The sequence below is a fragment of the Brevibacterium aurantiacum genome (assembly GCF_007558825.1).
Classification (GTDB): Bacteria; Actinomycetota; Actinomycetes; order Actinomycetales; family Brevibacteriaceae; genus Brevibacterium; species Brevibacterium aurantiacum_A.
Genome location: NZ_VLTK01000001.1, coordinates 207,429 through 220,944, shown reverse-complemented (window position 1 = coordinate 220,944; position 13,516 = coordinate 207,429). Strand labels below are relative to the sequence as shown.

The window sequence follows — 13,516 nt, the reverse complement described above, 5'->3', positions numbered from 1 at the left end:
CGATCACGGGCGAACACGGAGGGAACATCGTGAGTCACAGCCAGAACACCACTGCGGCGGGCCCGGGGGCCGAGCATCAACCGGAGACCTTGAAGCGGGTCATGGGGCCCAAGCTGCTCCTTCTCTTCATCGTCGGAGACATCCTGGGTACAGGTGTCTATGCTCTGACTGGCAAGGTAGCAGGGCAGGTCGGCGGTGCCGGTTGGGCTCCGGTCATCCTGGCGTTCGCCGTTGCGCTGATCACGGCATTCTCCTATATGGAGCTCGTCACCAAGTACCCGACCGCAGCCGGTGCAGCGCTGTACACGCACAAGGCGTTCGGGATCCACTTCGTGACGTTCCTCGTCGCCTTTGCCGTCCTCAGCTCAGGCATCACCTCGGCGTCGACAGCCTCGAATGTCTTCGCGGCAAATATGGTGGCCGGCTTCGGTTGGGACGTATCCGGCACTGGAGTCATGTGGATCGCGCTCGGTTTCCTGGCCGTCATCGCCGCGATCAATCTGCGCGGCGTGGGCGAGAGCGTCTGGTTCAACGTTGTGCTGACGATGATCGAACTCAGCGGCCTGCTGCTCGTCATCCTGGTCGGCTTCTTCGCACTGGGATCCGGCAGCGCCGACTTCTCACGTGTGCTGATCTTCGAAACCGCGGACGACAAGGGCGTGTTCCTCGCGATCACCGGTGCGACCTCGTTGGCCTTCTTCTCCATGGTCGGCTTCGAGGATTCGGTGAACATGGTCGAGGAGACCAAGGACCCGAGAGTCTTCCCGAAGATCATGCTCACCGGGCTGTCGATCACCGGCGTGATCTATGTGCTCGTCTCGCTGGTGGCAGTGGCCGCGGTGCCGATCGGCAAACTCTCCGAGAGCGAAACGCCGCTGCTGGAGGTCGTCAGAGCCGGTGCTCCAGGGCTTCCTATTGATCTGATCTTCCCGTTCATGACGATGTTCGCAGTCGCGAACTCCGCACTCATCAACATGCTCATGGCCAGCCGTCTGCTATACGGAATGTCGAAGCAGAACGTGCTTCCGCCCGTATTCGCGAAGGTGCTGCGCGGCCGTCGTTCGCCCTGGGTGTCGATCCTCTTCACGACTCTCATCGCCTTCGCTCTCATCATCGCCGTGACCACGCTGCTGCCGGAGACGGTGACCGCGTCCCTGGGCGGTACGACATCACTGCTGCTGCTCGCCGTGTTCGCCGTCGTCAACGTCGCTGTGCTGGTCCTGCGGAAGAAGCCGGTTGAGCACGAGCACTTCAAAGCACCGACCTATCTGCCCTGGATCGGACTGTTCTCCTGCTCATTCCTCGTCGGACCGTGGGCTCGCCTCGACGAACTCATCCAATACCAGATTGCGGTGGCGCTGATCGGAATCGGCGTCGTCCTCTGGGCGATCACCTGGCTGTGGAATCGCTCGGTCAAAGGTGCGAGCACCAAGTTCCGCAACCCCGAGGAGCTCACATGATCGCGGGACGCACAGGGTTTCAATCAGTCTCAACAAATGAAGGTGAAACATGACCATCGTCGTGGGCTATGTCAACAATCCAGCGGGCCACGCGGCCCTCGACAAGGGGATCGAAGAGGCGAAGAAGGACGACCGGGACCTGGTCGTCGTCAACGCTTCCCGATCATCTGATCGCAGAGATTCCTACCGCCTCGGCGAGGGGGAGATCAAGTCGGTCCAGGACTATCTGTCGCGCTCCGGTGTGCAGGCGCAGGTGCTGACGCGTGGCAGCGAGTACGACCCCGCCGAGCAGATTCTCGATGCCGCCGCCGAGGTGGGGGCTCAGCTGATCGTGCTCGGCACCCGGAAGCGGACCCCGGTGGGGAAGTTCCTACTGGGGTCGACGATCCAACGCGTCATCCTCGAAGCCGTCTGCCCGGTCCTCTGTGTGAAGGCCAGTCACTGAGCTGAGCCCACCGTCGTGGGGCATCCCACGACGGCGGGCTACTCGGCGGTCGGGCTACCTCGGCGGCCGTGTAACTCGACGGTTGGTGCTTCGGCGGTCGTGTAACTCGACGGTTGGTGCTTCGGCGACCGGGCCACCTCGGCGGTGACCGCGTACGGCAGCTGAAATCAGGCCGGGGTGATTGCTACGACACTGAGCTCATGATGAGTTCGGCGTTGACCTGCGCACCGACCAGGACACCGCTGGCCGCGCTCGCCACCACCATGGCCGAGATGTCCGCGCTGTTTCCCACCGCCCAGACACCGGGTACGTCTGTGGCACCGTTTGCCTCGGCGGGTATGGATGAGCCCATGCCGGTCGGGTGGTCGGCGACAGTGCCGCCGAGCTGCTCGAAGATCTCGCCATTCGCCCGGAAGTGGGGCCCTACGGCCAGAGCGTCGAAAGTCATGTCCGAGGGGCCGGCATCGGCGTCCGACCGGTTGCTGTGCAGGGTGGTCTCGTTGTCGGCCTCGTTGTCGCGCAACGTGACGACGGTTCCGGTCTCGGTCCGTTCCACCGCTTCGATTGCCGAGTCGACGTAGGCGATGCCAAGCGAGCTGAGCATTCTCCTCTGCGCCTCATCCGGTGCCGGAGCATTGTGTCGCAGGAAGGTGACGCGGTCGCTGATCTGGGAGAACATCATCGCCTGGTGATATGACATGGCGGTTGTGCCGATGATGCCGATGTTCTGCCCGCGAACCTCGTAACCGTGGCAGTAGGGGCAGTGAAGGACGGTCTCGCCCCACCCGTCGGCCAGCCCTGGGATGTCGGGAAGCACGTCGGTGAGCCCGGTCGCGATGATGATTCGCTTTGCCTCGATGGAGATTCCCACCGATGTCTCGAGGTTGAAGCCAAGTGTCTCTGGTGCCTGCGTCCTCTTGTTGGCGCTGAGGACTGTGGCGTCGATGAACTGGACTCCATATGCTTCGGCCTCCTGACGCCCCTTGGCTATGAGGTCGAGCGGGTTGACGCCCTCATGGCCGAGGACGTTGTGAGCGTGAGCGCTGGCCGCGTTGCGCGGGGAGCCGGCGTCGATGACGATGACACTGCGAAGCGAGCGAGCCAAAGCGATCGAAGCGGCCAGGCCACCGGCGCCTCCGCCGATGACGGCCACCTCGGCGATGAGCTTCTGCCGGCTGGGCAGGTTTGGCTGACTCTGTTGGGAGGTGTGTGGCTGATTCTGCGGTGTGGGGTCTGATTCTGACATAGCAGTCCTTGGCTCGACGGGGTGAGGAAGCGGGTACCTCTGCAGTTTCACCCTTCAAGCTATCGAATCGCAAGCAGGTTTGCCGAATTGGCAAATTCTGGCAGTATGTAAACCATGATTGAGGATGCGCCGCAGGAATCGAGCACAGGCAGACGGGCGAGCGACGGGTCGGGGCCCGGCGGGTCGGGGCCGCTGGGCACTCGTCGGCTCGGTGCGAGATCTGAGGGGGTCAGCCCGCAGGAGGCCATTCAGCAGTCACTCGCCGGTGTCGGCGCCCGCCTGCGAAATCTGCGTCGGGAGCAGGGGCGCACCCTCGAGGAGGTGGCCGATCTGGTCGGGATGTCACTGAGCACCTTGTCGCGGCTGGAGTCTGGAAAGCGGAAGCCCAGTCTGGAGCTTCTCCTTCCTTTGGCGGGCATCTACGGGTTGCCACTCGATGAGCTCGTCGGAACGCCGCCGATCGGAGACCCGCGAATTCACATCACGCCAAAGAAGATCAACGGTCAGACCGTCCTGCCGCTGAGCCGAGGTGCCATCGGCGTCCAGGCGTTCAAGCACATCGTCGACGGCAAGCAGACGCCGAAGCTCGGCGCGCTGAAGACACACCCCGGATTCGAATGGGTCTACGTGATCAGGGGCAGACTCAGTCTGATCCTGGGTGACAGATCGATGACCCTGGACGCAGGGGAAGCCGCTGAATTCGACACCCGCACCCCGCACTGGTTCGGAAGCGCGGAGGAGTCCGGCGTCGAGTATCTGAGTCTTTTCGGGCCGGAGGGGCAACGCGTCCACCTCAGAAAATGAGTTCGCCCAGGTTGCTTCAGGGGCGGGCTGCGACCGGGAGGGGCGGTCGATCAACGGCCCTATCCGCTCTGATCTCATATCTGACGAGCCAAAATATAGAAGAACGTAGAGCAACTTGATGACGATCCTAAAAGATTAGAACAAGACTATAGACAAATAGTCTGTGGTGAGAGTAAAATTGGAGTCAAGCGGACAACACAGCAGTTGACGAACGGATTTGCGAGATCATGACTCTCACCCCCGACCGCAAGCGCCACAAGAAGAATGGGCATGACGAACCAGCCTCTTCCGCTGTGCCTGGTGGGGAAGACGAGGCGGGCGAGGGCTCTCCCACTTATCGAGAGCTTCTGCGTGATGCAGGCTTCGACCTTGATGGTCATCCATTGGCAGATCGCTTCGATGAAGTTGCCACGCCGCCCCCGAACGATTTCGAATTCGCCGACGCGGATCATCCTGCCGAGCCTGCGGAACGCGCCGAATCGACAGAATTTGCGGAACCCTCCGAACCGGTAGAGTCTTACGAGCTTCGTGAGCCGATTGATCCCGCACAAGCCGATGAGTTCACAGACACTGCTCGGCGAGCCCGTTGGAGTGGCCGCAACCCGTGGGAGGCCAGCGCTGATGATCCGGATGCGCAAGCCGAACTCAAGCGTCGTGCAGCAGAGATCGACGCTGAAAAAGAAGAGTGGATGCAAAAGAAGTCCGAGGCAGCTGCGGCCGAGCGCAGTGCCAGTGAGGACGCCTCGGAAAAGGGCGAAGACGGCGACTGGGCAGCCTTCCTGGGTCAGCAGTCTGCGGATGAATCGGATGGCGGAGAATCACCGAACCGTTCAAGACTCACGAGCGAGACCGACTCGGAGTCGGTTCGAGGTGGCGCCTCCGCCTCCGACTTTGCTCCGGTTGGTGGCTCCGATTCAGATGCGGCCCCCGCTTCGGAGCATCCTCTTCTTGACGAGCACGCCTGGGTGAGTTTGGAGCGTATCGCTCCGGAGGTTGCGACCAGCATCCACGGACTTAGGTCTCTCGTCGGTGACCTCGAATCGTTCAATCGTCCGATGGGTCCCGACGATGCGATAACGGTGTTGGATGGGTTGGAGACAGTCAATCGGCTGGTCGAATCACTCTCAGTCGTGACTCTCTCCGTCTTCGAACGAGTGGGAACGCCTCGAGATTATGGGGCGAAGTCGACGAAGGCGCTGGTCCAGAATCGCCTCAACCTCTCCGAAAGAGAGGCGTACCGTCGATCTGAACTGGCTGAGAAGCTGGGCAATCAGGTCAATTTCAGTGGCCAGTCAATCGGACCGAAGTTCCCTGTGGTGTCCCGCGCCCTGCAGCGCGGATCGCTATCATCAACACAGGCGAGCACAATCATCGGCTGTCTGAAAGACCTGCCGCTTCGAGTGAGTCTGGAGGATCAGCTCGAAGCGGAGAAAATCTTGGTTGAAAAGGCTCCGAAGGTGCGTGTGAAGGACATCCAGCAGCTATTCAACGAGATCCTCGCTTGGCTCGACCCGGATGGCGAGCTTCCACATGAGGCCCCAAAGCGTGATGCACTCTCAGTCAGCCTGCGTCAGCGAAAAGACGGAACCTGGGCGCTTAAGGGAGTCCTCGATCCCGTAACGGGCGGCATCATGAGCGGACACCTCACCTCGAGGATCAAAGCGGACGACAGAGAGACTTCGAGTTCTGACCAGCAGCAAGATTCGGCCACAGACTCAGGAACGATATCCGCGGGAAGGATCTCGGCGGCCGACCAAGAGGTGGTCGATGTATTCAGCCAAGTTCTTCGAGGTGATCGCTCAGACGCAGTTGACCCCTCGCTTGAGCTCGGCTTCGACCATCAAATCGGTGAATGGCAGCGCGAGGCTGAGGATGAACGCGCCACTGGTGGCCGTGATGTTCCGCCCGGATATGGAGTGAGGGAAGACGGCTCCACGGTGGCGATGGCCGGTCGCCAACCGAGCGTGAAGAACAAGATCTACGAACGGTTCGCCACAATGATCGGCCGGATCGAAATGAATCGAGTGATGGCAGGTGCGCCCTTCGCGCTCGTGGTCACGGCAAAGGCTGAGGACCTTGCGAAGCAGTCTGGTCGTGCTGTCACCGACGCAGAGGCGTCATTTCCGATGCAGACAGCCTCCTTCGAAGGCCTGAACGGTTCGGTGTTCTTCCACCTCATGGGAGAGAAGACGAAGAGCATGGAGCTTGCCACCGAAAGACGGTTCGCCACCTCGAAACAATTGGCGATACTGTCCAGCAGAGACCAAGGCTGCACATTCCCCGGTTGTGACACCCCGCCTGGATGGTGCGATGCACACCACGTAGTTCCGTGGGCGAACGAAGGCAGGACCGATGTCAACAACCTGACATTGGCATGTGGATCCCATCACCACCTGATCGACGATTCGGATTGGCACACCGTGATGCTCAAGGATGGGCGCCCGGCATGGGTTCCGCCTGCGACGATCGATCCCGCCAGACGCCCGATCCTGCACGCGCGATTCATTGCAAAAGAGACCACCGATACTCTCTTCGACTAGTGCTGGTTTAGCGGGGCAAGGGAGAGGTGTGCGTCGGCTGATGTCTGTCTCTGTCTGATGTCGGTCTCTGCCAGACACGCCAGGAGCGTGGTCACCAGGACGTGAGCAAGGTCAAGCAGTGCCGTCCCAGGTCACGTGGGGAATGAGGAATGAAGCTGTTGAGACAGCTGTTGCCATGGTTATGGAGCTTTCTATTCTTGACCTTGTGCCGGTTCGTGTCGGACAGAGCACCTCAGATTCATTCGCTGCCTCCCACGAACTGATTCAGTCTGCGGACAAACTGGGATATACCCGCTATTGGGTCGCCGAACACCACAACATGCCATCGATCGCGTCAACGATGCCCGGTGCCGAACTCATGTACCTCGGCCAGGGAACCGAGCGCATTCGTCTCGGATCCGGCGGCGTGATGCTGCCTAACCACGCTCCGCTGGCAGTAGCGGAACTCTTCTCCCTCCTATCGGCGGTCTACGGTGACCGCATCGACCTGGGGATCGGACGGGCACCCGGCACAGATCCGATCACCTCGGCGGCCATGAGGGGACACCTCGGCGAAGGTCGAATGGTCGACCGGGAGGGACGAACCGTCGATCCCGTCGAACAGTTCCCGCAGCACGTCATCGACACGTTGAGCCTGATGAAGCCCGAAGGACTGCGTATTCCGCTCCATGGTGGCCGTGAGCACGTCCTGCATGCGACTCCCGCCGCCGTGCCGGGAACACAGCCATTGCCGTGGCTGCTCGGCTCATCCGGCTACTCCGCCCGACTCGCTGCCCAGCTCGGCATGCCCTACGTGTTCGCCAACCACTTCGCGGCGGGCGCCACGACCGGCATGAAGATCTATCGTGACAACTTCACTCCGGGTGCTTACGGTGACAAGCCGCAGACCTTCGTCACAGTCAATGCTGTGGTCTCGCCGACCGAGGACGAAGCGCACCTGCGCTCCGAGCCTTTCCTGTTGCAGATGTCTCGCCTGCGGACCGGTGGGCGGATGGAACCTTTGCGCTTGGCCGGCGATGACGTGCGATCAGTCAGGACCGACCAGGAACGTATGGTCGGCGAAGAGATGTCTGAGAACTGGATCATCGGCGACGCGAAATCCGCCAAAGCACAGCTCGAAGAGCTCGCCAGTCGCTTCGAGGTCGACGAGATCATGATCCAGCCCGTCGCAGGAGCGATGGAGGGCGAAGATCTCCGCCAGGACGACGCGAGGATCCAATCGCTCGAGCTGCTGGCCGCCGAGTTCCTCAACTGAAGGCACCAGGTCTGAACTGACAGCAACAGCCCTGCCTGAACACTCGATCTTGACCTGAAGGCGGCGCCTCGAAACCGGGGCGCGCCCTTCAGCTGCAATGTTCGTCCGAAGTCTCATCTCTGTATCGATTGGGACAAGGACACTTCTTTTCAACGTGGCATCGCGATATCCTGCCACAGTGTCGGCGTTGTCGTCTGCTTCTGAGCGGCCGGTAATATCGGCACTGTGCGGCGCTTCGATGCGCATGGGTTCGATCGATGTCGACCACAGATTTCGATACCGGTCGATGCCATGGGTGGCGGAGCACGCATACCGAATGACCTTCGGAGACTTCCCCCACGCGGGAGTGACACCCGCAGACCGAAAGAGAAATGATGCGTACCAAAATTGCTGTTTCGGCGGCACTTGGGCTCGGACTTGTATTCGGCGCAGGAGCCCCTGCGCTGTCGAGCAACCTGATGTCGACCGATGAAGAATCTGCAACCGATTTGAAAGCTGCAGTCGTCCCGGGCCAGGAGCTTGAGCGGATCACCGACGGGAAGATCGAAAAGGGCGAAACGGCCTACGTCGATGTCACTGTCGCTACCCTGTGGACCGATTCGAAAGCCCCCCGGAAGGTCGACAAGCCTGCCCTTGGCCATCCTGTCGACCTCGACAAGTGGAACAAGAATCTCAAAAAGACCGATGTGCGACGTGACCTGACCGGAAAGGTCGAGACTCAAGCTGCATACGGTTCCGAAGTCACTGTCCTCAAAACCAAGGGCGACTGGGCCCAGGTCGCGGTCAAGGACCAATCGACGTCCAAGAACAAGAAGGGCTACCCGGGCTGGGTGCCGAAGAAGCAGCTTGTCGAGAACGACCGATTCGGGAAACTCAAGGACGACCAGCCCCGCGCGGTCGTGACGAAGAAGAAGAGTGAACTCGAAGGTATCGAGTTCACCAAGGACACCGGTGCGGATGTCAGCTTCAACGTCGATCTTCCGCTCATCGCCCAGGACGTCGATGACGTGCGCGTGGCGCTCCCCGGTGGCGGTGCTGCGTGGATCGATTTCGACGACGTCGCCGTCTATGACACCGGTGACAAGCCAGCGAAGCCCAGCGGCTCTGACCTCGTCAAGACGGCGAAGCAGTTCGACGGATTGCGCTACCTGTGGGCCGGAGTCTCGCCCTACGGCTTCGACTGCTCGGGCTTCACCTACAGCATCTACCGGGCCCATGGCATCGACATTCCCCGTGACTCGGGAGAGCAGGCCACCGCCGGCAGGAAAGTCTCCGAACGTGACCTCAAGGCAGGCGACCTGCTGTTCTTCTCGACCACCTCGGGAACCGTCCATCACGTCGGAATGTACGTCGGCGACGGAAAGATGATCCATTCGCCCAACGCGTCCAAAGACGTCTATGTCACCGACTGGAAGTCGTGGGACACCGGCAATGAGTTCTCCGGAGCTCGCCGAATCATCTGAGCGCGATATTGAGCGGTTGGCCGATTCCGGCCGACATTGATGTCGCAAGCGTCGAGGTGGCAAGCGTTGACGTCCCACGACAGAGCGAAGGCCGAAGCCCCACATGAAACGGGGAATCGGCCTTCGCTCTGTCTCGTCATACACCTGCCCGATCGCTGCGGCAGATTCAGGAGTCCTGGCGCCAGTTGAGCGGCATCAGCCGCCTGACCAGGTCTGCTGAGTCGCCAGGTGGCCCGCCGAAGAGACAGACGGGCCCACTTGAGGGGACAGGTCAGTGGCGTGAGCTCTGGGTCGACTTGAGATAGATCGCCCGAGCCAGATCATCGCGGCGTTCGATGAGCAGCCGACGCAGCGCCGCCGGAGCATCGCTGTGCGCGGCCAACCAGGCATCGGTCTTCTCGACCGCGGCCTCTTCGTCAACCGACCAACGAGGGTAGAGCCCGAGGACCAGGCGCCTGGCGATCTCGATCGAATTGTCGGCCCAGAAGCCGGCAAGTCGCGAGAAGTACTCATCGACATAGTTTTCGATGAGCGGCATCGACGTGGGGGCCACAAAACCGGAGATGATGGCCGTGAGCACATCGTTGCTCAGCGCCGACGCCTCGTTGATGACCTCCCATGCGCGGATCTTCACGATCGGCAGCGGCATGGCCGCACTTGCAGTCTCGGCATGGAGGCGGCCCGATGAGCTGGGATCTGACTGGTTCTCTCGCGCGATGTCGGTCTGGTCGGCCCACCCCAGGCACACGAGCGCGGTCAGAGCATTCCACCGCAGAGCATGATCATTGAGCAGTCCCTTGAACGGCAGAGACGCCGCAGCGTGGTCCGGAGCATCAGATCCAGGCCCGGAAGTCCCAGACCCAACAGGCTCACTCCCGGAGGTCCCAGACCCAACAGGCTCAGGCGGTGCGCTCGAGGTCAGATGGTCGATTTCTTCGCCGACGGGAACAGCGAGGATCTGCGACGCGAAGCTGCGGCCCATCGCGATCGCGGCACTTGCCCCAAAGCAACGCGCAGTGCGCGAGGTGAGAGCAAGAACCAGATTCGCCAGATGAAGCTGAGCGTCCGAGCCTGACCTGGCGGTTGCCAATGCGTCAAGAGCAGCGCCCAACAGCCCGGTGATTGCGGTCTCGAAGTTTCTCGCCGAGACCCACTGGTCCAGGCAGGTCAGCGCCGTCTGGCTCAGCCCGGCCATGATGCCGGCATGGCTCTCCTTGCCCAAGCTCCGGGCATAGGCCGTGAGATATCGCTGCACGGGAAGGAGGCCATCGCGAACAGCATTTTCCAAGGCTGACCACACCAATGCCCGTGAAAGCGGATCCGCGATCCGGGACACCGACCTGATCGCGGCCTCCGTCGATGCCGGATCCAAGCGCACGCGCGCATAGTCGTGATCGGAATAGTTCACCAGCGTGATATCGCCGAGGGTGCGTCCAGCGAGCTGCTCCACCTCAGCTGACCGGGTGGAGAAGTCGAAGGAGAAGGAATCGATCGGGACCAGTTTGCGTCCCTTTCGTCCCAACGTGGCGATCTCGAGCGTGTGCGGACGCAGCAGCTCGGCACCGCGAGCCGAATCGGCTTGAGTGATCTTCGCGCTGGTGATGCTTGCTCGTGCTGAGCCCCGCGCAGACGATGGGGCATCGTCGGATGTCGTCAGTTCCAACGACAGTTCGGAGACTCCGGAGGTGCCCAGCCATGCACTGGCCCAGCTGACGATGTCCCGGTCAGGGGCCGCCTCGGCGAGGCATTCGAGGAAGTCGGCGAGCTCGGTATTGCGGTAGTCGAAGCGCTTGAAGTACAGGCGCGAGCCGGCGAAGAACGCCTCCCGGCCGACGAAGGCCACGAGCTGCTTGAGCACGGACGCACCCTTGGCGTAGGTGATGCCGTCGAAGTTGAGCTTCGCGGCCTCGACGTCGGGGATGTCGGCGACGATCGGGTGCGTGGTCGGATAGAGGTCCTGCGTGTACGCCCACGCCTTGCGACGCAGTGCGAAGGTCACCCAGCCTTCGGTGAATCGGGTCGCCTCGGCCAGTGCCAGCCCACCCATGTAGTCGGCGAACGACTCCTTGAGCCACAGGTCGTCCCACCACTTCATGGTCACCAGGTCGCCGAACCACATGTGTGCCATCTCGTGCAGGATCACGTTCGCCCGCGACTCGTAGTTCGCGTCGGTGACCTTGTCCCGGAAGATCAGACTGTCGGTGAACGTGACCAGTCCCGGATTCTCCATGGCGCCGAGGTTGTACTCCGGAACGAAGATCTGATCGTATTTGCCCCACGGATACGGATAATCGAATTCGCCAGTGAAGAAGTCCAGCCCGGCCTTCGTGATCGAGAAGATATCCGATGCGTCGAGGTGGTCGACGAGGCTGGCGCGCGTCCATGCTCCCAACTGCACGACCTCACCGGTCGATGGATCCGTCCAGTGGTCGGTTGCGCCCTCGTAGGGGCCCGCGGTGATGCACGTGATGTAGCTCGACTGTCGCAGCGTCGGAGCGAAATGATGAGTGATCGCAGGGGAGTCAATATCGACAGAACCCTGGCTCGCCTCCTGGCTCGGTCCGCGACTCGTCTCGGGGCGGTTCGACAGAACCTGGAAGTGTTCGGGGGCCGTCACGTTGAAGATGAACTCTGCCTTAAGATCTGGCTGGTCGAAGTTCGCAAACACGCGGCGGGCATCGGTCGGTTCGTACTGAGTGTAGAGGTAGACCTTGCCGTCGGCAGGGTCGGTGAAGCGGTGCAGTCCTTCTCCCGAGGTGGAGTAGTAGGCCTGCGCCTCGATTGTCAGGGTGTTCTTCCCCGCGCGGATGGGCAGTCCCACGCGTGCGCCGTCGAACACCTCGGCGGGGTCGAGGATCTCATCATTGATCTCGGCGAATGTGACCGTGTCTGCGATCAGGTCGATGAATGTGCGGCACTCGGTTCGGGCGGTGAACTCGACGACGGTACGGGAGAGGTACGTCGGAGCTCCGGTCTCAGCATTGCTGACGTCGATGTCGACGGTGTAAGTCGAGACATCGAGCACTTGAGTGCGGCTCTGCGCTTCATCTCGGGTCAGGTTGGTTGTCATTCATAGCCTCCTCGGCGCACAGACTTTAGCATGTCACAATTCCGGTACGCTGGGTACAGCGAAGGCGAGCACGAAGGGAGTCTGATGGCGAAGCCCGAGGTCAGAGAACTGCCCCAGCGCGCCTTCAACACTCTGGTGCATCGATCTCGGATGGGTCTCAAGCGTGTGCAGGCCAACGCCGGGCAGCTGATCCAGATCCCGATCGCCGCCACCGCGGCCTATGCCTTCTGCGTCTATGTCCTCGGCCACCCATATCCGTTCCTCGCAGCCGTCGCCTCTGCCGTCGGCATCGGACCGGTCGCCGACCGTCGTCTGCGCCGAGCCATGGAGATCGGTTTCGGTGCGACCTTCGGCGTGCTCGTGGGTGAGCTCCTCGTCAACGTCTACGGCACAGGGATCTGGCAGCTCACACTGACGCTTGCCATCGGCCTCTTCATCGGCACGATGCTGAATTCCGGTGGTATCTTCATCACCCAGATCGCCGTCCAATCCGTCTACGTCGTCGTGGTCCCTGCCACCGCCACCACCCTGCCGTTTCCCCGCACCCTCGATGCCCTCACCGGATCCGTGTGTGCGATCCTTCTCGCCCTCATCCTTCCGCGCGATGCCCGCAAGGTCCCGCGTGGTCTTGCCGCGAGCATGCTCGACGAGATCAGCGCAGTCCTGCAGATGATGGCGCGGGCGTTGCAGGACTCCGACGTCGCACTCGCAAAACGGGCACTGACACGGGCTCGAGAGACCCAGGACATCATCGATTCCTGGGGTTCCTCGCTCAAGATCTCGAGGGAAGCGGCGAAGATCAATGCCAGAGGCAGGCGTCATTCCGCCGAGGTGACCAGGCTGTCCCGTGCACACACCCATGCCGATCGTGCCATGCGCACCATTCGCGTCATCGCTCGCAGGGTCGTAGGCATCACCGAATTCGGTGCGGAGAAGCCGATCATCGCCGGCTACGTGGATTCGCTGTCCGAAGGGTCGAAGAAGCTCGAAGTCGCGCTGCGCAGAGGGACCGATCGGGCACTGGCAGAAGCTGCGCTGGCCGAGGCCGCTTCCAGTCTTGATCCCCGTGCGGAGGAGAGCTGGGATATCCACGACGAATCCCTCGTGCTGCTGCTGCGTCCTGTCGCGGTAGACCTCCTCGAAGCCTGCGGGCTGACCAACGAGGCCGCCCAGAACCGACTTCCCTCGCTCAGTGAAGACACGCGAGATACGGACGAACCGCCCGCGGAGTGA

9 protein-coding genes are annotated in these 13,516 nt (G+C 61.7%); 7 read left to right on the top strand and 2 right to left on the bottom strand.

The window, feature by feature from the left end:
• The first annotated feature begins 29 nt into the window (after nt 1-29).
• Both FO013_RS01095 and FO013_RS01090 read left to right on the top strand, forming a co-directional pair.
• Nucleotides 30-1,460, top strand: a complete 1,431-nt coding sequence (locus FO013_RS01095) for an APC family permease (RefSeq protein ID WP_143920632.1) — start codon at nt 30-32, stop codon at nt 1,458-1,460.
• Nucleotides 1,461-1,509: 49 nt separating this feature from the next.
• Entirely contained in the window at nt 1,510-1,905 is a 396-nt protein-coding gene (locus FO013_RS01090; protein WP_143920631.1) for a universal stress protein, read from the top strand.
• A gap of 184 nt (nt 1,906-2,089) precedes the next feature.
• On the opposite strand, the gene FO013_RS01085 is transcribed toward FO013_RS01090, so the two are convergent.
• Nucleotides 2,090-3,151, bottom strand: coding sequence for an NAD(P)/FAD-dependent oxidoreductase (locus tag FO013_RS01085; RefSeq protein ID WP_143920630.1), 1,062 nt, complete (start codon nt 3,149-3,151; stop codon nt 2,090-2,092).
• Between the two features lie 114 nt (nt 3,152-3,265).
• Between FO013_RS01085 and FO013_RS01080 the strand changes: the two genes are divergently transcribed.
• The 4 genes from FO013_RS01080 to FO013_RS01065 all read left to right on the top strand — a co-directional run bounded on the left by FO013_RS01080 (nt 3,266) and on the right by FO013_RS01065 (nt 9,213).
• On the top strand, nt 3,266-3,955 hold the full coding sequence (locus FO013_RS01080) for a helix-turn-helix domain-containing protein (RefSeq protein ID WP_143920629.1): 690 nt from the start codon (nt 3,266-3,268) through the stop codon (nt 3,953-3,955).
• 227 nt (nt 3,956-4,182) lie between these two features.
• Nucleotides 4,183-6,495, top strand: coding sequence for an HNH endonuclease signature motif containing protein (locus FO013_RS01075; RefSeq protein ID WP_143920628.1), 2,313 nt, complete (start codon nt 4,183-4,185; stop codon nt 6,493-6,495).
• A gap of 142 nt (nt 6,496-6,637) precedes the next feature.
• Nucleotides 6,638-7,750, top strand: a complete 1,113-nt coding sequence (locus tag FO013_RS01070) for an LLM class flavin-dependent oxidoreductase (protein ID WP_260847899.1) — start codon at nt 6,638-6,640, stop codon at nt 7,748-7,750.
• A gap of 371 nt (nt 7,751-8,121) precedes the next feature.
• Nucleotides 8,122-9,213, top strand: coding sequence for a C40 family peptidase (locus FO013_RS01065; RefSeq protein WP_260847898.1), 1,092 nt, complete (start codon nt 8,122-8,124; stop codon nt 9,211-9,213).
• A 271-nt stretch (nt 9,214-9,484) separates the two neighbouring features.
• On the opposite strand, the gene pepN is transcribed toward FO013_RS01065, so the two are convergent.
• Nucleotides 9,485-12,283, bottom strand: coding sequence for an aminopeptidase N (gene pepN / locus FO013_RS01060; protein ID WP_143920627.1), 2,799 nt, complete (start codon nt 12,281-12,283; stop codon nt 9,485-9,487).
• Between the two features lie 84 nt (nt 12,284-12,367).
• On the opposite strand from pepN, the gene FO013_RS01055 reads away from it, so the two are divergent.
• Entirely contained in the window at nt 12,368-13,516 is a 1,149-nt protein-coding gene (locus FO013_RS01055; RefSeq protein WP_143920626.1) for an FUSC family protein, read from the top strand.

What these genes read in the sequence shown, in the direction of transcription:
- FO013_RS01070 (WP_260847899.1), top strand. Translation starts at nt 6,638, where the DNA reads ATGAGGAATGAAGCTGTTGAGACAGCTGTTGCCATGGTTATGGAGCTT.
- FO013_RS01080 (WP_143920629.1), top strand. Translation starts at nt 3,266, where the DNA reads ATGATTGAGGATGCGCCGCAGGAATCGAGCACAGGCAGACGGGCGAGC.
- pepN (WP_143920627.1), bottom strand. Translation starts at nt 12,283, where the DNA reads ATGACAACCAACCTGACCCGAGATGAAGCGCAGAGCCGCACTCAAGTG.
- FO013_RS01065 (WP_260847898.1), top strand. Translation starts at nt 8,122, where the DNA reads ATGATGCGTACCAAAATTGCTGTTTCGGCGGCACTTGGGCTCGGACTT.
- FO013_RS01075 (WP_143920628.1), top strand. Translation starts at nt 4,183, where the DNA reads ATGACTCTCACCCCCGACCGCAAGCGCCACAAGAAGAATGGGCATGAC.
- FO013_RS01085 (WP_143920630.1), bottom strand. Translation starts at nt 3,151, where the DNA reads ATGTCAGAATCAGACCCCACACCGCAGAATCAGCCACACACCTCCCAA.
- FO013_RS01055 (WP_143920626.1), top strand. Translation starts at nt 12,368, where the DNA reads ATGGCGAAGCCCGAGGTCAGAGAACTGCCCCAGCGCGCCTTCAACACT.
- FO013_RS01090 (WP_143920631.1), top strand. Translation starts at nt 1,510, where the DNA reads ATGACCATCGTCGTGGGCTATGTCAACAATCCAGCGGGCCACGCGGCC.